Annotated in this window: 14 protein-coding genes; 6 read left to right on the top strand and 8 right to left on the bottom strand. The window is 75.6% G+C overall.

Translation table 11 applies throughout. The annotated features are described in order from the left end of the window. Nucleotides 1-411: 411 nt before the first annotated feature. Nucleotides 412-2982, top strand: a complete 2571-nt coding sequence (locus ABZW10_RS12065; RefSeq protein WP_355363086.1) for an FtsX-like permease family protein — start codon at nucleotides 412-414, stop codon at nucleotides 2980-2982. Nucleotides 2983-3085: 103 nt separating this feature from the next. On the opposite strand, the gene ABZW10_RS12060 is transcribed toward ABZW10_RS12065, so the two are convergent. Next, nucleotides 3086-3565: a hypothetical protein gene (locus ABZW10_RS12060; RefSeq protein WP_355363084.1), complete on the bottom strand. Its 480-nt coding sequence runs from the start codon at nucleotides 3563-3565 to the stop codon at nucleotides 3086-3088. 395 nt (nucleotides 3566-3960) lie between these two features. Here ABZW10_RS12060 and ABZW10_RS12055 point away from each other — a divergent pair, with 395 nt between their 5' ends. After that, nucleotides 3961-4611, top strand: coding sequence for a tetratricopeptide repeat protein (locus ABZW10_RS12055; protein ID WP_355363082.1), 651 nt, complete (start codon nucleotides 3961-3963; stop codon nucleotides 4609-4611). 61 nt (nucleotides 4612-4672) lie between these two features. Here ABZW10_RS12055 and ABZW10_RS12050 read toward each other — a convergent pair whose 3' ends face one another. Continuing rightward, the gene (locus ABZW10_RS12050) at nucleotides 4673-8911 is read right to left on the bottom strand and encodes a CHAT domain-containing protein (RefSeq protein WP_355363080.1); all 4239 of its coding nucleotides are present in this window, start codon (nucleotides 8909-8911) and stop codon (nucleotides 4673-4675) included. A 152-nt stretch (nucleotides 8912-9063) separates the two neighbouring features. Between ABZW10_RS12050 and ABZW10_RS12045 the strand changes: the two genes are divergently transcribed. From ABZW10_RS12045 to ABZW10_RS12035, 3 genes are all read left to right on the top strand, one after another. Further along, nucleotides 9064-9684, top strand: a complete 621-nt coding sequence (locus ABZW10_RS12045; protein ID WP_355363078.1) for a hypothetical protein — start codon at nucleotides 9064-9066, stop codon at nucleotides 9682-9684. A 198-nt stretch (nucleotides 9685-9882) separates the two neighbouring features. Then, entirely contained in the window at nucleotides 9883-11091 is a 1209-nt protein-coding gene (locus ABZW10_RS12040; protein ID WP_355363076.1) for a serine hydrolase domain-containing protein, read from the top strand. 145 nt (nucleotides 11092-11236) lie between these two features. Beyond that, complete coding sequence (locus tag ABZW10_RS12035; protein WP_355363074.1) at nucleotides 11237-12232, top strand: alpha/beta hydrolase fold domain-containing protein; 996 nt, start codon at nucleotides 11237-11239, stop codon at nucleotides 12230-12232. A gap of 18 nt (nucleotides 12233-12250) precedes the next feature. On the opposite strand, the gene ABZW10_RS12030 is transcribed toward ABZW10_RS12035, so the two are convergent. After that, nucleotides 12251-12679, bottom strand: coding sequence for a nuclear transport factor 2 family protein (locus ABZW10_RS12030; RefSeq protein ID WP_355363072.1), 429 nt, complete (start codon nucleotides 12677-12679; stop codon nucleotides 12251-12253). 135 nt (nucleotides 12680-12814) lie between these two features. On the opposite strand from ABZW10_RS12030, the gene ABZW10_RS12025 reads away from it, so the two are divergent. After that, on the top strand, nucleotides 12815-13387 hold the full coding sequence (locus tag ABZW10_RS12025) for a helix-turn-helix domain-containing protein (protein ID WP_355363070.1): 573 nt from the start codon (nucleotides 12815-12817) through the stop codon (nucleotides 13385-13387). Between the two features lie 390 nt (nucleotides 13388-13777). On the opposite strand, the gene ABZW10_RS12020 is transcribed toward ABZW10_RS12025, so the two are convergent. The 5 genes from ABZW10_RS12020 to ABZW10_RS12000 are packed head-to-tail and all read right to left on the bottom strand — an operon-like array spanning nucleotide 13778 to nucleotide 21743. Beyond that, nucleotides 13778-16861, bottom strand: a complete 3084-nt coding sequence (locus ABZW10_RS12020) for a hypothetical protein (protein WP_355363068.1) — start codon at nucleotides 16859-16861, stop codon at nucleotides 13778-13780. Between the two features lie 29 nt (nucleotides 16862-16890). After that, entirely contained in the window at nucleotides 16891-17496 is a 606-nt protein-coding gene (locus ABZW10_RS12015) for an FHA domain-containing protein (RefSeq protein ID WP_355363311.1), read from the bottom strand. Then, nucleotides 17493-18236 (bottom strand): 4Fe-4S cluster-binding domain-containing protein, encoded by a 744-nt coding sequence (locus ABZW10_RS12010; RefSeq protein WP_355363066.1) that lies wholly within the window; start codon nucleotides 18234-18236, stop codon nucleotides 17493-17495. The genes ABZW10_RS12015 and ABZW10_RS12010 overlap by 4 nt, the downstream gene beginning before the upstream one ends. Beyond that, nucleotides 18224-20335 (bottom strand): AAA family ATPase, encoded by a 2112-nt coding sequence (locus tag ABZW10_RS12005; RefSeq protein WP_355363064.1) that lies wholly within the window; start codon nucleotides 20333-20335, stop codon nucleotides 18224-18226. The genes ABZW10_RS12010 and ABZW10_RS12005 overlap by 13 nt, the downstream gene beginning before the upstream one ends. Further along, complete coding sequence (locus ABZW10_RS12000) at nucleotides 20325-21743, bottom strand: hypothetical protein (protein WP_355363062.1); 1419 nt, start codon at nucleotides 21741-21743, stop codon at nucleotides 20325-20327. Before ABZW10_RS12000 ends, ABZW10_RS12005 begins: the two co-directional genes overlap by 11 nt. Nucleotides 21744-21757 lie beyond the last annotated feature (14 nt).

Raw genomic sequence — 21757 nt, 5'->3', positions numbered from 1 at the left:
CGGCGGAACGGCAGTCTCGGACAACGCCCGGCCACATGCCCGCGGGGTGGGAGGGAGTAGCGCGCTCGGCGGATCGGCGGCGGGCCCCCGTATGGCCGCCGCAACGTCGATCATGCTAGGAAGCCCCCCCTTGCAGCGTCAATGGTCTGGACCAGTTTGGCCGGTGGGACCGGGGTGACCAATGGGACGAGCGGGGACGCCCCGGGACAACCGGCCCCTCGGGGTCGGCGTACCTCCCAAGGAGGAGACAGGCGGGCCCGCCTTCCGACGCCGGTGTGAACATGAACACGACCTCATGCCTACCGAACCGGCGTCACCCGCCTCCTACGCTCGAAGTCGATCATCGGGAACACCCCCGGTGACCAGCGACGACGAGCCGGACACCGGCCGCGCACGGACAGACCGGGAACGATGACCACCTACCGCCACACCCTCGCCGAACTCCGCGGGCAGCTGCGCCAGCTCCTCCTCAGCGGCGCCGCCATCGCCCTCGGCGTGGCCTTCCTCATCGCCTCGGTCAGCGGCAGCGGCGCCCTCGTCGACTCGTTCAGCCAGAGCGCCGCGGCCGAGGTCGGACCCGGGGACGTGCAGATCACCCTCCCGGCCGCCGGCACGCCGGACACTGCCGCCGCCACCGCCACCAACGCCGCCGACCGGGCGCGGCAGGTGCCCGGCGTCGCCGCGCTCGCCCCGCGCCTCACCGGCCGCGGCGGACTGCTGACCGCCGACGGGCGCCCGCTGGACGCGGCCGCCGTCGTCAGCTCCGTCGCCGCCGACCCCGGCCTGCGCTGGCAGCTGCTCAAGTCCGGGCAGTGGCCCGCCGGAGCGGACGAGGTGATGCTCGACGCCGACACCGCGCAGCGTCTGGGCCTCGGACCCGGCGCCGACGTCCGGCTCACCCGGGCCGACGGCACGCCCGCCACCGCCCGGCTCACCGGCACCCTCGACGGCCGCGGCGCGCCCAGCCTCTCCGGACACCCCGTCATCGCCGTCCCGGAGAACGCCGTCGACCGGTACGCCGTCGGCGCCGTCGCGACCCGGCTCGACCTCCGCCTCTCCCCCGGCACCTCGCCGACCCGTACCGTCGAGACGCTGCGCGAGGCACTGCGCGGGGCGCCCGGCGGCACCGCCCCCGCGCCCGAGGTGCACACCCGGGAGGTCTCCGTGCGGGACGCCACCCGGTCGAGCGGCACCCTGTACGGCGTGGTGCTGGTCGCCGCGCTCTCCTTCGTGCTGATCGCGCTCGCGGTCGCCCGGATGGTCGTCGGCAACACCTTCACCGTCGTCCTCGCCCAGCGCACCCGCCAGCTGGCGCTGCTGCGCTGCATCGGCGCCGACCGCGTCCAGGTCCGCCGGCTGATCCGCCGCCAGGGCCTGCTGCTCGGCACGGGCGCCTCCGCCGCCGGCGTGCTGCTCGGCCTCGGCGTCTGCACCGCCGGCCAGGCCGTCGCGGCCCGTGCGGACCTCGGCCCGGTCCACCTCTCGCTCGCCCCCTCGCCGCTGGTCTGCGCCCTCGCCGCGCTGTTCGGCATCCTGCTCACGCTGCTCGCCGTCCGCGGCCCCGCCAAGGCCGCCTCCGCCGTCCCGCCGATCGCCGCGCTCGGCGGCACCGGGCACGGCGCCGGGCAGGGCGGGGCGGGCGGCACCGGCGCGCGGGTCCGGGCCACCGTGTGGGCGGTGTTCCTGCTGGTGGCGGGCACCGCCCTGGTCGTGCTCGGCACGCTCACCGCGCCGCCGCTCTCGCTGCTCGCCGTCACCGTGGGCGCCATCGCGAGCTTCTTCGGCGTCCTGCGGCTCGCCCACCGGCTGCTGCCCGCCGCGGTCGCCCTGCTCGGCGGCCCGGCCCGCCGCCTCGGCGGGACCGCCGGCCGGCTCGCCACCCAGCAACTGCGCCGCAACCCGCTGCGCACCGGCGCCACCGGCTCCGCGCTGCTGCTCGGGGTGACCGTGATGGTCGGCGCGGTCACCGCCCTGTCGATCACCTCCCACTCGCTGGTGCCCGCGCTCTCCGCCCGCCAGCCCGGCGTGTTCTCCGCGACGGCCGCCGGTGGTGACGGTGCCGGTGGTGACGGCGCCGGTGGTGGCGCCCTGCCCGCCGGGGCGCTCGCGGCACTCGCCGGGGAGCGCGAACTCTCCGTCACGCCGGTCCGCTCGGCCACCGTGCGCGTCGACGGCCGCGACACCGTGGTCGCCGCCGTCGACCCCACCGGGCTCAACCCCACCGCCGACGACGTCGACCGCGCCCGCGCGCTGACCGACGGCACCGCCCTCGGCGGCATCGAAGGCGGCCGCACCCTCACCGTGACCGGCACCGCAGGCCGCCCCGACACCACCCTGCGCGTCGAACCCGGCCGCAGCCCCCTCCCGTTCACCCTCCAGACCGACGCCACCCTGCTGGTCACCCCCGCCACCCTCGATCGGATCGCCCCCGGCGCCCCCGCCACCACCGTCTGGATCACCCCCGCCGCCGGCACCGACCGCCCCACCGCCCGCCGCGCCATGGACCGCGCCCTCGCCACCCACCCGCGACTCACCGTCACCGACACCGCCGCCCAGGCCGAGAGCCTGCGCTCGCTGCTCGACCGGATGATGCTGATCTCGATGGCCCTGCTCGGCTTCTCCGTGGTCATCGCCGGCCTCGGCGTCGCCGCCGCGCTCGTCCTCAGCATCAACGAACGCTCCCGCGAGATCGGCATGCTGCGCGCCGTCGGGATGTCCCGCAGCCGGCTGCGCCGCATGCTCACCCTGGAGGCACTGCTGCTCTCGCTCGCCACCGCCCTGCTCGGCACCGCCCTCGGGATCGGCTACGGCTGGGCCGGCGCGCGCTCCGTCACCGCCACCCTCGGCACCCTCGGCGGCCCGCCCGTGCTCCCCGTCCTCGCCGCGCTCGCCCTCACCGTCCTCACCGGCCTCGCCGCCGCCGTCCTTCCGGCCCGCCGCGTCGCCCGGATGACCGCCATCGCCGCCATGCGCACGACGTAGCGGTCCCCGCCCTCCTGCGCCGAACTCTGAACTCGGCGTTCAACGTTGCGCATCCGGCGCGGAACCCGGCGAGGCAACCGGCGAGGCAACCGGCGCACAAGCCTCACCCGGTTCCCTGCGGATGCGCCATGCCGACCAGCACCGCAACGGTCTTCTGCAGATCGGCCACTTCGTTCTCCAACTGGGTGAGGCGCTGATCCACCTGCGGATTGACAAAGGTGCCGGTGACGACGACGTCTCCCTCGAACCTTCCGGCGTATCCGGTCGGATTCTTGGCCAGCAAGGCCGGCTGATCCGCGTTTTTCGTCTCCGCCCATACACCGACGGAATTCCGGCTGGAACCCACGACCCCGGCCTGCTCGATGCTGGTGCCGACAACACCGCGGCCGTTGGGTCCGTCCGCGGTGCCCAGGACCCCGTAGCCGGTCTTGGTGTTCCCCTCAACGGCGGTGTGGGCCGCGCTGACTCCGACGACACCACGGCCGGTTGGTGCCGCCTGCCCGAAACGCGCGTCGCCTCCCGCCGTGTTCTCTCCCTCGACGGCAGGTGTGGCGGCGTCGTTGGACGTCTCGAAGGTTGCCATGCCATCTTCCCCTCATCGCCTTGAGTCCGGAGACGACTGCCCACCGCACCGGCCGGCCGGGGTCCGTCCCACCGGCGCGTGCGGCTTCCGGTCCGGCAAGTCACCCGATACGTCTGTTCTCCAGCCTTCGCTCCGCACCGAGCATCCGCAACTCGGACCGTTGGCGAAGCAGCGCGCGTTTCCCCGCACTCCCGAGATGCCGTCAGCGGGGAGCCGATGGGCTCGACCCGCACGTTCGCGGAGCACCGGTGGTTGCGGCCGGCCGCTCCCACGGTGCCGCCGCCGCAGGCCCCGTGAACGTCTCCACCCGGCCCGGCTCGGCCCGAAGCACCCCACACGCACCGGGGACGGGCGCGCTCTCCGCGCTCTTCCGCCGCAAGCCCTAGGATCGGCGCATGACCAGGGACACACGGATCGAACAGGCCGAACTCCACTACGAGAGCGCCGTGTTCGGTGGCGACGGCAGCGGACTGGCAGCGGCGGAGCAGGGGTTGGACGGGGTCGAGGCGGACCTGGCGCTGGCCCGGGGGCGGTTGCTGCACGCCCGGTTCCTGGCGGACCGGGTCGAGGACCCCCGCGCGCTGGAGCTGTTCGAGCGCGCCGCCGCGCTCTACCGGGAGCTCGGCGACACCCGGGGCGAGGGCGAGGCGCTGTTCTGGGCCGGAACGTTCCACCAGGTCGTCCGGGACGACGCGCCCGCCGCGCTCCCCGTCCTGGAACGCGCGCTCGCCCTCGCCACCGGCGCCGACGACCTGCTGACCCAGTCCTACGCGCTGCGGCACCTCGGCATCGCCGCCCACGCCGGCGGGCGGCTCGCCGAGGCCCGCGAACGGCTGGAGGAGTCCACCCGTCTGCGCTGGGAGCTGGGCTTCCTGCCCGGTGTCGCCGCCAATCTGGTCGGCCTCGGCTACCTCGCCGCCCAGCAGGACCGGCGCGAGGACGCCGCAGCCGTCCTCGCCGAGGCGACCGAACTGGCCACGACCGCCGAGGCCCACGGCATCCTGCGCCAGATCACCGAGGCGCGCAAGGACCTCGACCTTCCCTAACCCCGTCCACCCTCCCCCGAGCCGCCGGCCCGCCGGGCCCGCCGACCGCCGTGTGCCCCCGTCAGCTGCCCTGGTAGGCGAAGGCCGCCCAGACGTCGAGGGCGTCGGGGTCACGGCAGGCGAGGGAGACGAGTTCGGGTGGCGCGTCCGGAGGCAGGCGACGGTCGGGGTCGAGCGCCCACAGCTGGGTGCGGCGCAGCGCCTCGGCGGGCGGGTCACCGGCGGCGAGGCGGCCGTGGAAGACGTACATCAGCACGCACACCATCTCGTCCACCACCTCCCAGCGCGAGCCGACCACCCCCGTCGCCCCGGCGGCGAGGAAGGCACTGGAGAGGGTGAGCGCCTCGTCCACGTCGCCGCCGGTGTGGTCGCTGACGCAGGCGTCGAGGACGACCAGGCCGCCCGGGGAGTCCGGCGGGCGGCCCTGGGCCTGGCGCAGGATGTCGCCCACCGGCAGCCGGCCCGACCGCTCCCCGGCGCGCGGGCCGGGCGCGAGCCCGAGATAGGCGTCCAGCGGCGACTCCCCGGACGGCACCGCGTGGCAGGCCAGGTGCAGGACGGACGCCCCGGCCCGCCCGGGCGCGGGCAGCGCGGCCAGCACCTCCGCCGGGGTGCCCTCCCCCTCGGCGTCCTCGACGTAGCCGAGCAGCGTGCCGTGCGGGTAGTAGGCGGCGTGCAGGTACTCGGCCTCGGCCTCGGCGAACATCAGCTCCCGGGTCGGATCGCCGACGACCACCGGCCGTTCGGCGAGCGGCAGCCGGGGCCGCCGGACCACCTCGCAGAACTGCCGCGCGGAGGCCGCGTACGAGATCACCGCCCGTTCCACGGCCCGCACCGGCCGGCCGCCGTCCCGCAGCCCGCTGCTGAGCAGCGCCGCGTGCCAGGGGACGCCGCCGAGTTCACCGAACGGCACCAGGACCAGCCGCGGCGGTGCGTCCGGGCCGCGGTGAACGGCCGCCCGCAGGGCGGGATGGCGCAGCAGCGGGCGCAGCACGGTGGTACCGGCCCAGTCGCAGAGTTCGGCGAGGGTGGCCCGCCAGCGGCGCCGGGCGGCGACCCGCCGCGGGTGCCGGGGCGGCAGACCGTCCAGGGTGGCCTGCCGGTCCAGGTGCGCCTGCCGGTAGGCGGCGAGCGGACCGCGCCCGGCGGAGCGCACCGCGTCGGCGCGGACCAGGGTGAGCGCCAGCAGGTGCAGGGCGCCCGCGCCGTCCTCGCCGGGCGTGACCAGCACCGCCTCGCCGCTGCGCCCGGTGCCGGGCGGCAGCAGGTAGACGAGGGCGTCGGCGCCGGCCGCGCGCAGGCCGCGGGCGATCTCGTCGAGCGGCGGCGGGGCCATCAGCGCCTCCCCGGCCGGGGAGGCGGCGAGCGCGGTGAGCGCGCGGCGGCGCAGGTCGTCCGGCATGGGGATGCCGGCACCGTCGGGCAGGGAGTCGAGCAGGGTGCCCGGCAGGCCGAGCAACGCGTCGAAGTCGAAGGGGTCGGCGGCCGGGCCGTCCTGGGGGGCGCCACCGGCCAGCCAGGAGTCGGCGAGCTCGGGGTGTCCGGTGGTGCGCAGCAGGTCCGGGACGTCGGTGGTGGCGGTGGAGGCGTGCAGCACCAGGCCCCGGCCCAGCTCCAGCGCCTCCACGGCGGCGCGCAGGTACGGCTCGCCGCCGGGCGCCGCCCCGTCCGGCGTCTCCTGCGGCGTCTCCTCCGGCGCTTCATCCGGCTCCTCCTCCCGGTCGGCGAGGTACCACCGGGCGATGGTCAGCGCACGCGCCGCGCTCTCCCGGGCCACCACGAGCGCCGGGGCCGCCGCCGCCTGCAGCAGCGTGGCCGCGGCCGTCTCGCGCAGCCCGGCCAGCCCGGCCTCGCGGCCCGCCCGCCGGTCGCCCGGCCCCAGCCGCGCGCGGTGGGCGTCGGCGGTGAGCCGGCTCACCGCCGCCAGCACCTGGGTGGGCGTCCCGCGCCGCAGCCGTTCGCGCAGGGCCCCGGCGGTGGCCAGCAGGTCGACGGCGTCGGCGGGCCGGCGCGCGGTACGGTAGCGCAGCATCAGCAGGACGGCCCGGAGCAGTTGGGCACGGATGCCCTCCCTGCTGGCGGGGTCGGGGTCCGCTTCGGCGAGGAAGGTGTCGAGGTACCGCAGCGCGGTCTCGACCTGGCGTTCCGAGAAGGCGGCGGACACGGAGAACAGCGCGAGGCCGCCGAGCGCACTGGCCGCCCGCATGGTGAGCATGCCCTTGTGCAGGTGCCCGGCCGGGGTCCGCTCCGCCGCCTCCACCATCAGTGCGACGGCGCGCGGCAGCATGTCCATCGGCCCGTGGAGCGCGAGGACGAACATGGCCGAGCCGAAGTCGCCGAGGGCCAGCAGCCGCAGGGGGTCGTCCTCGGGGATCGCCGCGACCAGCGGTTCCAGCGCGGCCACCGTCCGGGCCATCGACGGGACGTCACCGGTCGTCACGGCCACCTGGAGGTCCAGCATCAGCCGGGTCCGCTCCAGGGCCGGCCGCTGGGTGGCCAGGAGCCGCTCCACGCCCGGGTATTCGGAGACCGACAGGTGCGCGACCACCTCGTCGATGTAGCGGCGGCAGGCCTCCAGGTCCTGGTGGTCACCGCCGACGAGGTAGCGCTGGTAGAGGCTGCCCGCGAGGTTCTCCAGGTAGACCACCCGGTTGACGTCGTCCGGCGCCGCCCGGCGGAACGCGGCGCGCTGGTGGCGGATCGCCGCGTCGAGGTCACTGACGGCGTTGGTGAGCGCGAACCGCTTGGCCATCGCCGCCGCCAGTGAGCCGTGCAGCTGCTCCTCCGACCACAGGGTGTCCGAGGGCCGGTCGCGGGCGGAGCGGGCGGACTCGAGCAGGTCGATCGCCCGGTCCAGCTCGGCCCGGTCGGTGGAGAACTCCGTCCTCGACAGGGATGCGTCGGCGAGGTGCTGGAGGATCTCGCCGCGCAGGACGCCGTGCTCCCCCTCCTCCATGGTGTCCGCCGCCCGGGTGAGGTGGTGGACGGCGTCCTCGATGCGGTACGTCTGCGGGTCGTGCTGGCCCAGCGTGTGGACGAGCGAGCCGAGCACCGCGTGCGACGGGGGCCGCACCGGGTCGTCCTCGGCCATGCCGGCCACGCCCTCGCGCAGCACCCCGACCGCCTCCCGGGCCTCGGCACTGACGGTGTGGCCCCGCCGGCGGGCGAGGGCGGAGAGGGTGTTGCCGAGCAGCCAGCGCACGGTCCCGCCCTGCGGGTGCTCGGGCGGAAGCAGCCGGCGCAGCTCGCGAAGGCGGGCGAGCCGGTGCGCGGCGTCCTCGGGGCGGATACCCCCGCCGTCGCCCCGGGCGGCGTACAGGTCGACCAGCCGGAGGGCGGCGAACAGCCGGAAGGGGGAGTCCGGCGCGGCGGTGGCCGCGATCGCCTCCAGATGGGTGAGGGCGCGCTCGGTGCACCGCTCGTCCGGGTCGCCCGGCCCGTCCAGCAGCAGCCGGGCGAGGCGTTCCCGGGCCAACAGCTCGATCGGGTCGGCGACCTCGTCCGGTCCCGGCTCGGCGTCGGGGCGGTACGGCGGCTCCCCGGGTTCGCTCCACGGCTCCGGGTACACCCGTTCGAGCAGACTCTCCAACACGGCTTCGGCAGCCGTTCGTTCAGCGGCGGCGCGGTCGCTGTCGTCGCCGTCGCTGTCGTTGCCGTCGCGGTCGACGCCGTCGCGCTCCGCCCGGTCGGCGAGGGCGCGGCCGAGGGTGACGAGTGCCACGTGGTGCTGCGCGTCGTACGCGGCCTCCGCCTCCTCCGCCGCGACGTCCCCGGCCTCGGCCCGCCAGGGATCGGACGGCACCGGGAGGGGACAGACGAGCCGCAGCAGGTCGATCGCCCGGTCCAGGTCCTCCGGGCGGGCCGCCGGGTCGGCGACGCCGACGACCGCACCGTCCTCGAAGCGCGCGTGCAGCAGCAGCCCGAGCCGGAACGCCGCCTCCGCCCACTCCGGCGCCTCCCGGTCGAACGCGGCCATCGTGAACGCCAACAGCTCCGCCGCTTCGGCCCGTTCGGCGAGCACGGCGGGCCGCAGCTCCTCGTCCTCGACGAACTCCGGCTGTCCGGCGGCCCACCAGTAGCGCACGGACAGCGTCAGCCCGACCAGGTAGCGCGCCTCGGCGAGCGCCCCCGGCGGCACCTCCGGACCCGCCTCCTCCAGCTGGGTGCGCGCCGCCGAGAACGCGGTGAGCGCCCCGGACAGCGCCAGGCCGGCCCGCCGCCGATCGGGCGCCGCGTCGTACTCCTCCAGCAGCCGCCGACCACGCCCGACCAGCACCTGCGCCTCGTCCACCACCGCCACCGGTCCTCCCCTCCCCGCACCACGATCTCGGACGACGGGCGACCGCACCGCCGACACCTTGTCAATCCCCGCCGCCAACCGCCGGAACCACCCCGTCCGATCCTTCGTTCGAGTGGTTTGAACACCACGGCACCGACCAGGAAAGAAGACCGATGCGGCCGCTGCTGCTGATCGACGTCGACGGCCCCCTGAACCCCTACGCGGCCAAGCCGCACCGCCGCCCCGAGGGCTACACCACGCACCGCCTCCTCACCCCGCACTGGGAGGCCTCCGAACGCCGACGCCTGACCGCGTACGGACTGCCCGACAGACCCGCCAAACCCCTGCGCGTCTGGCTCAACCCGGAACACGGTCCGTCCCTCACCGCACTGCCCTTCGATCTGGTCTGGGCGACGACCTGGGAACACGAAGCCAACGACTTCCTCGCACCCCTGCTCGGACTGCCCGCACTCCCCGTCATCACCTGGTCCGAGCCCCGGCCGCAACCCGCGGACGGCGTGTTCTGGAAGACCCCCGACATCGTCACCTGGGCGCGCGGCCAACCGTTCGCCTGGGTCGACGACCAGATCACCGCCGCGGACCACGCCTGGGTCCGCACCCACCACGACGGCCCCGCCCTCCTCCACCACGTGGACCCGCGCACCGGCCTGACCACCGCCGACTTCACCGCCCTGGCCACCTGGGCCGCCACCGGGCCACCGGCGGACCGGACGCACCCGTGCCGGACGACGCCGCCCCGGCCACCCGGGAGCGGGCGTCCTCAGGCGTCGTAGCCACCGTCCCACGGGGCGTGGAACCCCCGACAACCGGCCGCGGCTCCGGCTCCGGGCGGGTGAGGGGTGGCGGGGCCGATCGGATGGATCATCAGTCTTTTCACCCGGCCTGCGGATCGGGTGGGCGGTCGGCCGGGCCCCCGTCGCCGACGATCGGCCCAGCAGACCCCCCTCCGGACCGCAGAGAGGCCCCGCACCATGAGAAGACGTTCCCCGGCCCGTACGCTCGGCGCGGCGGCGCTCGCCGTCGTCGGGCTGCTCCCGCTGACGCTCGGCGCCGCGCCGGCCGCCGCACCCGTGGCCGCACCCGTGGCCGTGAGGACGGCCGGCGAGGATTCCGCCGAGGCCCGGGAGCTGAGCCCGGAGCTCCAGGCGCAGCTGGACGAAACGATCCAGCAGGTGATGCGGGAGGCGGGCATCCCCGGTGTACAGGTCGACCTGTGGATCCCCGGTCAGGGCGGCTACCTGCGGGCGTTCGGCGTGGCCGACAAGGAGACCGGCGCGCCCATGACCGACCGCCTGAACATGCGGATCGGCAGCGAGACCAAGACCTTCACCGCCACCGCCGTGCTGCAGCTGGTGGACGAGGGCCTGATCGGCCTCGACGACCCGATCGCGAAGTACCTCGACGGCGTCCCGTCCGGCGAGGAGATCCGGGTGCGCGACCTGCTCGACATGCGCAGCGGCCTCTTCCCGTACAGCTCGGACGAGGACTTCGTCAACGCGTTCCTCGCCGACCCCGACCGCGTCTTCACCCCCGACGAACTGCTCGCATACGGCTACAAGCACGAGAACGAGTTCGCGCCGGGCTCGCAGTTCCAGTATTCGAACAGCAACTACATCCTGCTCGGCCTGCTGGTCGAGCGGGTGAGCGGCCGGAGCCTGGAGGCCTTCGTCCACGACCGGATCACCGAGCCCAGCGGACTGCGGCGCACCCTCTTCCCCCGGGGCACCGACCTCCCCGAGCCATACGCCCACGGCTACACCGACCAGACCCCCAGCGGCGCGGTCGCCGACTCCACGCACTGGGACCCCTCGTGGGCCTGGTCGGCGGGCGCGCTGGTCTCCGACCTGCACGACCTCGGCCGCTGGGCGAAGGACGTCGCCACCGGCACCCTGCTGTCGCCCGGCACCCAGGCCCAGCGCCTGGCCGTCCTGCCGACCGGCGTCCCCGGCGCGGGCTACGGCCTCGGGATCTTCGACATCAACGGGTGGATCGGCCACAACGGCTCGCTGCCCGGCTACGAGAGCCTGACCATCTACCTGCCGGAGGAGTGCGCGACCCTGGTCGTACTGCTCAACACCGACATCTCGTCCGAGGGTTCCGAACCCAGCACCCTGCTCGGCCGGGCCATCACGAGCGTGATCACCCCCGACCACATCTACGACATCCCGCCGGGCAAGTAGCCCCGAGGCCGGGAACCGGGCGGCGGAGTGGGAAGTCGGACCGGCCGACTTTCCACTCCGGCGGGGTGGCGGGCGGCCCGGCCTGGCAAGCTGGGCCGGTCGGGGCCTCCGACGGGGGCGACGGGACGAGGGGCGGGCGGTCTTCATGGGGGACGGCGGCCGGGACGGTGGCGAGGGCGCCGGGGCTGCGGCTCCCCCGCCGTTCGATCCGGAGTTGAGTGCCGCGCTGACGGCCGCGGGCGCGGTGGCACGGGGGCCGGTGACCCCGGAGAACCTCGCCGCGTGGCAGGAGCGGGACGCCGCCGTCCGCCCCCGCCCCACCGTGGAGGCGCTGCGGGACGGCGGGCGGTTCGAGGTGGCGGAGCTCGACGCGTCGGGCGTGCCGCTGGTAAGCGCCCGGCCCGCCGGGGCGGGCGGCCCGCTGCCGCTGCTGTACTACCTGCACGGCGGCAGGCTGATCACCGGCAACGCCTGGTCCGTGCTCCCCCGTCTGCTGCGGGAGTTGGCGGAGCCGCTCGGGATCGCCGTGGTCTCCGTCGAGTACCCGCTGGCGCCGGCGGCGCCGTACCCCGCTGCGGTCGAGGCCTGCTTCACCGGGCTGCGCTGGACGGCCGACCGGGCGGAGCGGCTGGGCATCGACGCCGGGCGCGTCGTGGTCGGCGGCAAGAGCGCCGGGGGCGGCCTCGCCGCGGCGCTCGCCCTGCTGACCCGCGACCGCGGCGGACCGGTCCCGGCCGGGCAGCTGCTGCTGAGCCCGATGCTCGACGACCGCAACGACAGCTTCTCCGCCCGCCAGTCGGCCGGCCACGACACCTGGGACCGGACCTCCAACGCGACGGCCTGGCGGGCCGCGCTCGGCGGGCTCCACGGCGCCCCCGACCTGCCGCCGTACGCGGCCCCGGCGCGGGCCGCGGACCTGTCGGGACTGCCCCCGGCCTACGTCGAGGTGGGGTCGGCCGAGACCTTCCGCGACGAGGCCGTGGCGTACGCCGACGGGATCTGGCGGGCCGGCGGCGAGGCCGAACTGCACGTCTGGCCGGGCGCGTTCCACGGCTTCGACACCTTCGCGCCGGAGGCGGCGCTCAGCCGGGACGCCCGCGACGCCCGGACCCGTTGGCTCCGCCGGATCCTCGCGCGCTGAGTACCCCGACGGCGGCGGCTACCGCGCGGCCGGTCGCGGCAGGGAGCCGAGGAGGCCGGCGAGGGCGAGGTGGTCGTGGAAGTCGCGGCTGTGCACGATGAGGCCGTCGCGCACGCGCAGCACCTGGAGGTTGGCGACGGTCAGCTCCCGCCCGGTGGTGCGGTGGCGGACGTCGTAGTCCCATTCGCCGACGACCACCTCGGGGTCGTCCGTCGCGCGGACCACGACGTTGCGGGCGCCCAGGTCCAGCGGTGAGTGCTCGCCGACGGTGAGAAAACGTTCCCGCAGGGCCGCCCGCCCCTCCAACCGACGCGGGCCGACCGGCTCGAACACCATTTCCACCACGGCGTCCTCGGCGTAGAGCCCGGCCAGTTCGGCGAACCGACCGGCCGTGATGCCGTCGAGCAGCGCGTGGAAGACCTCGCGCGGCGAGCGTGTTTCGGACATGATCAACCCCCGGAACGACATCTGCGCCACCGGAACCGGACCAGTGACTCCGTTTAGACCATACGGACTGGCCACTCCGGTTGTCCAGGGCCGGACGTCCGCCGTTCCCGCCGACGAGGAAAGGGAGTTGGAGAGTTGACCGGCACTCAGGACCGCCCGCTCCGGGCGGACGCGGCCCGCAACCGGGCCAGACTGCTGGACGCCGCCACCGAGGTGTTCACCACCCGGGGCGTCGGCGTCCCGACCGAGGAGATCGCCCGCGCCGCCGGGGTCGGGGTCGGCACGCTGTTCCGCCACTTCCCCACCAAGGAGGCGCTGCTGGAAGCGGTGATGGTGCGCCGACTGGAGGCGATCGCCGCCGGGGCGGCCCGGGTGGCCGCCGAATCCGCGCCCGCCGAAGCCCTGTCCGCCTGCTTCCGGCTGATCGCCGAACAGTCGGCGGGCAAGAACGCGTTCGCCCAGGCACTCACGGCGGCGGGGGTCGACGTCCACACCTCCCTGCGCGCCCCCTCGACCGCGATCCGCGAGCTGCTGGCCGACCTCCTGCGGCGCGCCCAACTCGCCGGCACCGCCCGCCCCGAGCTGACCTTGCCCGAACTCCTCGCCCTCCTCGTCGGCACCACCACCGCCCTGGACCAGCTGGGCCCCGACCCAGCCGCCCGCAAGCACGTCCTGACGGTCCTCCTCGACGGCCTGCGCCCGCACTGAGCCCGAGCCGGGAACAGAAAGTCGGCCGGTCCGACTTCCCGCTCCCGCGCGCACATGGATCGACGGAAGCGGAGCAGAAAGTCGGCGGGTCCGACTTTTCCATCCCACCCACCACCCACCCCCGGGGCATCTATGCGCATAGATTGCGCGAAGCGCCCGATCGCCGGCAGGCGGGCGCGACGCACCGCACAGCGCACGGCGGAACAGGAAGTCGGCCGACCCGACTTCCCACTCCCACACGCCACCCGCACCCGCACCCGCGGGCCAGCGCAGGCGGCACAGAAAGTCGGCGGGCCCGACTTCTGAAGGCCATCCACCACCCACCCCCGGGGCATCTACGCGCATAGATTGCGCGGGCGGGTGGAGTGGGAAGTCGGCCGGTCCGACTTTCTACTCCACCGCGGGGGTGGGGAAGCGGCGGGTGGTCCAGCGGGCGAGGTGGCAGGCGAGGGGGAGCATGAGGAGGACCGCGGCCCAGAAGGCGGCGTGGCCCCAGAGGGTGGCGAGGGAGCGGAACCAGGGGCCCAGGACGGGGATGCGGAGGGCTTCGAAGGGGCCCAGGGGCGGGGGCCAGGCGCCGAGCACGGCCGTGCCGACCGCGGAGCCGGCGAGGAGGCGGCGGGCCGCGCCGGGGGTGGCGCAGGCCGCGAGGAAGGCGAGGAAGGCCAGGAGCAGCAGGTAGTCGGCCTGGTAGGCGGCGCCGATCCGGCCGGTGCCCCAGGACTCCGGCGTGAGGTGGCGGTCCCGGTCGACCACGGCGATCCGGACCTCGACCGCCGACCACAGCAGCAGGGTCAGCACGAGGGTCCCGCCCAGCCAGAACAGCAGCCGGTCGCGGAAGTCGGCGGCCCCGCCCCCGCGGGCGGCGCGGCGGCGGGCCTCGGCGAGCCGACGGTCGCCGGCCGCCCGTTCCGAGGCCGCGTGAGCGGAGGTGAGCAGCCAGGTCACCGGGCGGTTGTTGAGGTACAGCGCGAGCACGATCGCCACCAGCGCGCCGACGCCCGTCCAGTTCTCCATTCCGCCACCGAACCTGACCACCCGCTCGACCACCGGCTGCGGCGCTTCGAGCACCGTCATCGGCGGTCCGAGGTGCAGATAGCCGATGGTGAAGGAGGCCGCGACCACGAGGAACAGCATCCGCCGCCCGACCCGGCCCGGGAACGCCACCACCGCCACCGCCACGACCAGCGCCGCACCGAGCCGGCCGGACGTCGCCAGCGCCGCGGCCTCGCCGACCGTCCGCAGCGGGCCGTCGAAGGGACCGCCCGGCAGCAGCCGCCCGCCCGCGCCGAAGTCGACGGCGGACCGCAGCACCGCCCCCGACCAGAGCGTGAGGCCGAGCGCGAAGAACAGCAGTACGGCCGCCACCGCGCGCCGGGGCAGCGCGGTGCGTGCGCCGCCCCACCAGGCGCGCAGGTCCACCCTTCGCTCCCCGCGGGCGCGCCCGCGATCTGCGCCGCCTGCCCGGAGCCTGCGCACCTGCAGCACGGCCGCCGCCGCGAGCACGCCCCGTCCGTCGGCCGTCGTCGGATCGGCGGCGAGCGCGCGGCGCCTGAGGTCCGACCACCGCCGGAACCCGTCACGATCACCGACGCGCACCCGCGCCGCCACGGTCCCCACCACTGCCTCGACGGCGGCGGCCACCCGCTGGACCCCCGCGGGCAACGCCGCCAGCGGGCCCGGCAGCAGGGAGAGCCGCCGGACGACGGCACGCCGCTGCTGCTTCGGCTGGAGGGCGAGCAGCAGCACCCAGCGCCGCGCGGCCGCCCGTTCGTTCGCTGTCAGCCCACCACCACCGGTGCGCCCGCCGAGGGTGCGGGCCTCGCGCTCGACCGCGTCCAGCACGGCCGCCATCCCGCTGAGCCCGAGCAGCCGGGCGCAGGCCCCCTCCGGGCAGTCGGCGTGCCCGCAGTGGAAACGGGCGGCGAGCCCGACCAGCCCGGCGGTGACCAGTTCCTCGGCGAACGCCGGCCCGTCGGCCTCCCCCGCCAGCCGGGCGAGCCCGGCCGCGTCCACCCGGCGGTCCCGCACGTACGGGACGGCCTCCGGCGTGAACGCCACGCCGAGCGCCAGCACCGCCCGGGAGGCCGCCGCCGACGTGTCGGCCGGGGTGCCGCGTTCGACGTCCTCGAGGTAGTGCAGGTCCAGGACGGTGTCCTTCACCTCGTCCCGGAGCCAGTCGCGCAGCCGCCGCGCACCACCGCTGACCAGCCATGCCGCCGCGTCCGCCGACCGTCCGAGCAGCGCCTCGGCGAGCGCGGCCGGATCGCGGAAGTCCTGGCCGCGGAAGGCGATCGGACGGTGCGTGGGCGCGGTCGGGGCGGGCTCGGGCCGCGGCGGGTCGATCCGGCTGCGGACCACCTCCGGGCTGCCGCCGGTCAGCCACGCGCGCACCTGGTCCGCGGTCCACCGGTCGGTGGGGTCCTTGGTGAACAGGCCTTGGAGCAGCAGTCGGCGGCGCTCGTCGGCGACCGCCGAGACGTCCACCTCGGCGTCCATCACCAGCCGGATCTGCAGCGCCTCGTCGCTGATCAGCCCGCCGTCCGCGCGCCGGTAGCGGCCGGCACCGGTGAACACCTCGTAGAGGATGGTGCCGAGCGCCCACCACGGGCCCGCCGGGTGGTTGTGGCCGGCGAGCTGTTCCGGCGCCATGTAGGCGACGGTGACCTGCATGTCGGCGGAGAAGCGGCGGCTGGCGGTGAGCTTGGCGACGCCGCCGAAGTCGGCCACCACGAACTGGGCGGCGGAGCGGCCGTCCGTCCCGGCGGGGCGGACCAGGATGTTGGCGGGCTTGAAGTCGACCGGGTTGCGCGCGATGGTGCTCTGCCAGAAGGCCAGCAGGTCCACCAGTTCACGGATGATCCGCTCGCTCTCGCCGCGCCGGTCCAGGCGGCGCCGGGTGCGCAGCTCGTCGACGTGGTCGGCGAGGGTGACCGGGAGGTACTCCATGGCCATCCAGTCGCAGAGCGCGCCCGCGTGCTCGACCTGGCCGTGGCCGAGGATCTCGGGGACGTGCCGGCGGAAGGCGGGGTCGCCGGCGAGGTGGGCGAGGAGTTCGGTGTCGGCCCGCACGCCGGGATTGCCGACCTTCACGGCCGCCTCGCCGGCGCCGTCGGCGCGGCGGACGTGCCAGACGGTGCCCTCGCTGCCGGAGCCGACGGGGCCCAGGGGGTGGTAGCGGTCGGTGAGGGCGGCGGGGAAGGCGCCGGACGGGTCGGAAGCCGGGTCGGCGGCCTGGTTGGCGGCGGGGGTGACGGGGGTGACGGGCTCGCCAGGGTCGACGGCACCACCCGGCCGCTGGACGCGGGTGGGGGCGCCGCGCTGCACGCGGGTGCGCGGGCTCTCGGCGGTGGCGGTGTCGCCGTCCCCCGGGTCCGGCTGCGGGGGCCGGCCGGCAGCGCGGCCCCGGCCGTTCGCCCGCCCGCCGCCCTGCTTACGGGTGGCCGGGCTCGGCTCCGGCGGTATGTCGGCCATCGCGCCGTTCTCCTCCTCACGTCCCCCGCTCACCGGGGCGCGCCGAACTCGTCGATCTCGACCACCTGGGCGTCCACGTCCAGCGCGAACCGCAGCCGCACGCCCGGCCAGACGCGGGTCGGGATGGTGATCCGGCGGCCGTCGACGAACGTGCCGTTGGTCGAGTCCAGGTCCTCGACGTGCAGCGCGCCGTCGATCCAACGCAGCCGGGCGTGGTGGCGGGAAAGCTGGTCGAGGGCGGCCAGGCCGGGGACGGCGGCGCATTCGGGCTCGTCGCGGCCGACGGCCAGTCCGCCGCCCCCGCGCCGGCTCTCGGCGCGGACGGGCAGCAGAGCCCCGGCGATCACCAGGGCGAGCCGGACCACCGGCTGCCGGGCCGGACCGGCCGGACGGGCAGGACGCGCCGAACGGGTCACCGGCCCGGGCTCGGGCTCACGGTCCGCGGTGTCGACAGGCGGTGCAGCCTGTGGTGCCGGCGAGGTGGCTGGCGCAGGCGGTGTGGGCGGCGAGGGCGGTGGTGTGTCCTCGGCCGGGTCGTACCGTTCCAGCTGCTGGAACATGTGCACCTGGCAGTACCCCCGGGTGGCCGAGGTCGGACACTCCCCCGGCGCGCCCACCGGGCAGCGGTAGATCACGGTCGCCAAGAGTTCTCCCGAAGTGTCACGCCGCGCCGGACCAGGTCGCGTTCGATCCGGCTCAGGTCCCCGGGGCGCGGCACCCCGATCACCCGGACCTCGCCCTCGCTCACGTGCACTTGGAGTTCGGGCCGCTCCGGCCGGTGCTCCAGGAAGGGCGCGTACCGCTCACGGCCGAGCGCCGTGCGGGTGACGAGCCGCTGGTTGGCCGAGCCGCGCCAGGCCAGCCGGGTCGGCTGCCCGGCCCGGTAGCGGCCCGTGATCACCGCGTCCGCCCCGTCCAGGGCGGCGGCGGTGGCAGGGTCGGCGGCCAGTTCCTCCGGCTCCCAGCCGGTGTACACCAGCAGATCGGCCACGGCTCCGGCCCGGCGGCGCTCCGCGTCGGCGGAGGCGAGCAGCGCGGCGAGCGCGACGGGCTGCTCCAGGGGTTCGCCGCCGCTGACGGTGAGGCCGTCGAGACCGTCGGCGAGCGCGGCACGCCACAGGGCGGCGAACCGGTCGACCGTCAACTCCCGCCCGGCGGAAGGGTCCCAGGTGTGCCGGGACATGCAGCCGGGGCAGGCCAGCGTGCACCCCTGGAACCAGACGCCGAGCCGCCGGCCGGGGCCGAGCGCGGTCACCGGCCGCGAGACCTGGGCGACCAGGGCGGCCGGGATGACCGGCCTGTCCGTGTCGTCCACGCCGTCCACGCCGTCCACGCCGTCCACGCCGTCCGCGCCGTCCGCGCTCAGGCCGGCCACCGTTCGACCTCCAGGCGGTAGCCCTCGCCGTCCTCGTCGCCCTCGACGGCGACCACCTCGATCCGGTCGCCGCGCCGGGGCGGGGTCCGGAAGATCTCCCTGGCCAGCGGGTTGACCAGTGCCGACTCGACGGCGGTCAGCACGCCGCGACCGCCATGGTCCAGCCGTCGGGTGGCCTCGACCCGCAGCACCTCCCAGGCGTCGTCGGAGAGGGTGAGTGCGGCGCCGTGGACCTCCTGGACGCGGGACGCCACCGAGGCGATGGCCTTGTCGAGGATCTGCGGCACCCACTTCTCCTGCATGAAGTCCATCGGGATGAAATTGTCGCCGAAGCGGTTGCGCAGCTCGGGCCGCTTGATCTGGTCGTTGAAGAAGACGTCGAACGCGTCGCGCAGAGCCTGCCGAACCGCCACCGGATCGTCGTGACGGCTGAGTTCCCGTCGGACCGTGCGAGGCCCGGCGCTCCCGTCCGCGACCGCCGCCTCGCCGCCGGGCTCGTCGCCGCCCGCCTTGGCCCCGCCGTTCGGCGGATCGCCCACCACCATCGCGGTGATGCCGAGATTGGAGGTGAAGATCAGTACGCACTCGGTGAAGTAGACGGTGGCACCGTGCCCGTCGGTGAGCCGCCCGTCCTCCAGGATCTGCAGGAAGAGGTCGAACAGTCGCGGGTTCGCCTTGTCGATCTCGTCGAAGAGCAGCACACTCATCGGGTTGGCCCTGACGGCGTTGGTGAGTTCACCGCCCGCGTCGTGGCCGACGAAGCCCGGCGGGGCGCCGATCAGACGGTCGCGGGCGTGCTCTTCGGCGAACTCGCTCATGTCGAACCGGATCGGCCGGGCGTCCTTGCCGAGGATCATCTCGGCTACGCCCTTGGCGAGTTCGGTCTTCCCGACTCCGGTCGGGCCGGACAGGAACAGCGTGCCGCGCGGCCGGCTGGGCGAGCTGGAGGCCTGGGCGCCGTTGAGCCCGGCCGCCGAGCGCATGAAGATCTCCAGGGTGCGACGGACGGCGTGCGGCTGGCCGATCACCTTGCTGTTGAGGAACTCCTCACCGTCGACGATGCGTTCGCGCAGTTCGGCGGTCGCCCACGGGTTGTCGAGCACGCCGATCCGGTAGAGGCGGGCGGCCTCGTCGAGCCGCTGCACCGGAAGGCCGCGATCCAGGGCCATTCGGCCGATCGCCATGACCTCGGAACTGCCCATTCCGTGCGAGGAGTTGGCGAGTGCCTTGGCCGCCGCCGCGGTCTCCTCCGCGGTGAGGGACGGTCCGCCGGTCGCCGCCTGGTAGCGGGCGAGTCCGCCGACCACGTGCCGCGCCGCGGCGAGCCGCTGGTCGTGCGGCGGCTCCGGCACGTTGATCACCCGCAGGGCGCGGCTGCCGACCGCGAACTCCCTGGGCAGCTCCTCCTGCCGCTCCACCACCCAGACCACCGTGTTGTACGGCGTGACCGCGGTCGCGCCCTGCACCGGCCGCGCGGTGTGGCCCAACTCCTCGGCGGCGGCGAAGAGTCTGGCGGCCTCACCGGCGACGGGCGCCTGCGGCGAGCCCAGCCGGCCGGCGTACGGGACGACCAGGGCGATCGGCGGGCCGGGGTGCTGGACGACGGCGACCATCGCGTCGCGCAGACGGTCCAGCATGTCGGGCTCACCGTCGTCCTCCTCGCCGGAACCACCCTCACCGGAGCCGTCCGACCCTGGACCGCCGCCGCCGCGTCGCCACCGCTCGTCGCGCTCGACGAACTCCCGGATCACCCGCGGGATCTGCTCCACCGTGGCACTCAGCCGCAGCAGGGCGATACGGTCGTTGACCTGGTCGACAAACGCGATCGCCCCGTACCCGCGGGCCGCGCAGAGCGACTCGACGACGCCGCCGAGGCTGTACGGCGCGAGCGTCTCGCTGCTGCCGGCGGCGTGGTCGTCGGGCAGCAGGTACTGGTCGCGGACGTTGCCGGTGAGCAGCACCTGCGGGTAGACGGTGAGCGCCATGTCCAGCTCGCGGATCCAACTGGGCGTGCCGGCTGTGGGGTTGTCCTCGTCCGGCGCCGCCGGGGCGTCCTTGCGCAGGTCCGCGCGGTCCTCAGGAGGGGGCTCAGCGGTCACGGCGGCGCTCCTGCGGCTTGGCGCGGAAGCCGGTCGACTCGGTCCTGGCGTCGCGCTTCCCCGGCTTCGGACGGCGGCGCGGCGGCGCGGCCTCGGACGGCGGCTGCGGCCACCAGCCGCCCGGGACGAGTCCGGCCGCCAGCACGCCCGGGGGCATCGCGGACGTCCGCTGCACCTGGACGCCGCGCTGCCGGATGCCGTCCTCGATGGCGGGCAACTGCTCGTCGCAGAACCACTGCTGGACGGCCTCGTCCCGCTCCTCTTCCTCCTGCGCGCCGTGTTCCCCGTCGGCGGTGCGGGCGTCGTCGCGGCGGACGATCGCCGTGGACAGGGTCGCCCGGTCCGGTGCGAGCACCAGCCGCAGCCCGTAGCCGGCGGCGGGCGGCTCGTCGTCCGCCTCCCCCGTGCCGGGTGTCACCGTCCGCTCGGGGTCCGGATCGCCGAACGGCACCACCACCTCGCCCTCCTCGGCGAGCAGGTCCGCGAAGTCCGCGCCCACCTGGTAGTCCCGCTCGCGCAGCACCTCGGCGAGCGCCGCCGCGACCGGCGCCCGGTGGCGGCGCGCGTCCGCCCGGGCCACCGCCGCCTCCACGGCGGGCCGCAGGTACGCCGGGTCCTCGGCGGCGGCGAGGTCGGCGACCAGCCGGTCCCGGTCGGCCGGCTCCGCGTCCTGGGCCAGCTCCACCAGGGCGGCGCGCAGTTCGGCCCGCTCCTCCTCGCGAGTGCGGCGCTGCACCGAGTGCTGGACGAGTGCGGCGAGGTCGGTGAGGGTCGTCCGTACGTCGGAGACGGTGCCGGCCGCCTTCAGGGTGCGCACCAGGCCGGCCACCCGTTCGAGGTCGGCCGGGTCGCAGCGCGGCACGTCGCGGTCCAGGATCGCCTGCGCCTCGACGAGGGCGCCGGACCGGACCCGCTCGATCCGCTCGGCCCGTTCGCGCTCGGCGGCCTCGGCGGCCTCCGCCACCGCGCGGGCGGCATCGGCCGGGGCACCAAGGCCCGAGCGCGCCGGACGCGGGCGTTCCGGTTCGGCCACCGCCTCCGGCAGCACCGCCGACCAGACGTCCTGGACCGCCTCCTCCAGCTCCCGCGCCGCACGGGCGTTGGCCGCCCGCGCCCGCTCGATCGCCCGCGTCAGCTCGGCCTCGTCCGCCCCCGCCCGGACGGTGACCGTCTCCACGGTCACCCGGCCCGTCCGGTACGCGCGCCGCAACCGCCCGGCCTCGCCGCGCAGCCCCTGCGCCTCCTCGCCCAGCTCATTGAGCTTGGCCCGCAGCGCGGCCCGAGCCTCCTCGGCCTTCCGGAGGTTCTCGGCGCGCTGGGCCTCGGCGGCCAACCGGGCGCGCAACTGCCGCCGGCGCTCAGCCTCCTGATCGACGTAGGACCACCCGTATCCCGCAGAACTGCTCACCGGCCGCCCTCCTG

Source organism: Kitasatospora sp. NPDC004723, from assembly GCF_040609255.1.
Classification (GTDB): domain Bacteria; phylum Actinomycetota; class Actinomycetes; order Streptomycetales; family Streptomycetaceae; genus Kitasatospora.
This window is presented reverse-complemented; position numbering and strand designations above follow the sequence as displayed.

Excerpts from the sequence above, each read along its gene's own strand:
- ABZW10_RS12060 (WP_355363084.1), bottom strand. The coding sequence starts at position 3,565 with ATGGCAACCTTCGAGACGTCCAACGACGCCGCCACACCTGCCGTCGAG.
- ABZW10_RS12035 (WP_355363074.1), top strand. The coding sequence starts at position 11,237 with ATGGGGGACGGCGGCCGGGACGGTGGCGAGGGCGCCGGGGCTGCGGCT.
- ABZW10_RS12065 (WP_355363086.1), top strand. The coding sequence starts at position 412 with ATGACCACCTACCGCCACACCCTCGCCGAACTCCGCGGGCAGCTGCGC.
- ABZW10_RS12045 (WP_355363078.1), top strand. The coding sequence starts at position 9,064 with ATGCGGCCGCTGCTGCTGATCGACGTCGACGGCCCCCTGAACCCCTAC.
- ABZW10_RS12020 (WP_355363068.1), bottom strand. The coding sequence starts at position 16,861 with ATGGCCGACATACCGCCGGAGCCGAGCCCGGCCACCCGTAAGCAGGGC.
- ABZW10_RS12030 (WP_355363072.1), bottom strand. The coding sequence starts at position 12,679 with ATGTCCGAAACACGCTCGCCGCGCGAGGTCTTCCACGCGCTGCTCGAC.
- ABZW10_RS12040 (WP_355363076.1), top strand. The coding sequence starts at position 9,883 with ATGAGAAGACGTTCCCCGGCCCGTACGCTCGGCGCGGCGGCGCTCGCC.
- ABZW10_RS12055 (WP_355363082.1), top strand. The coding sequence starts at position 3,961 with ATGACCAGGGACACACGGATCGAACAGGCCGAACTCCACTACGAGAGC.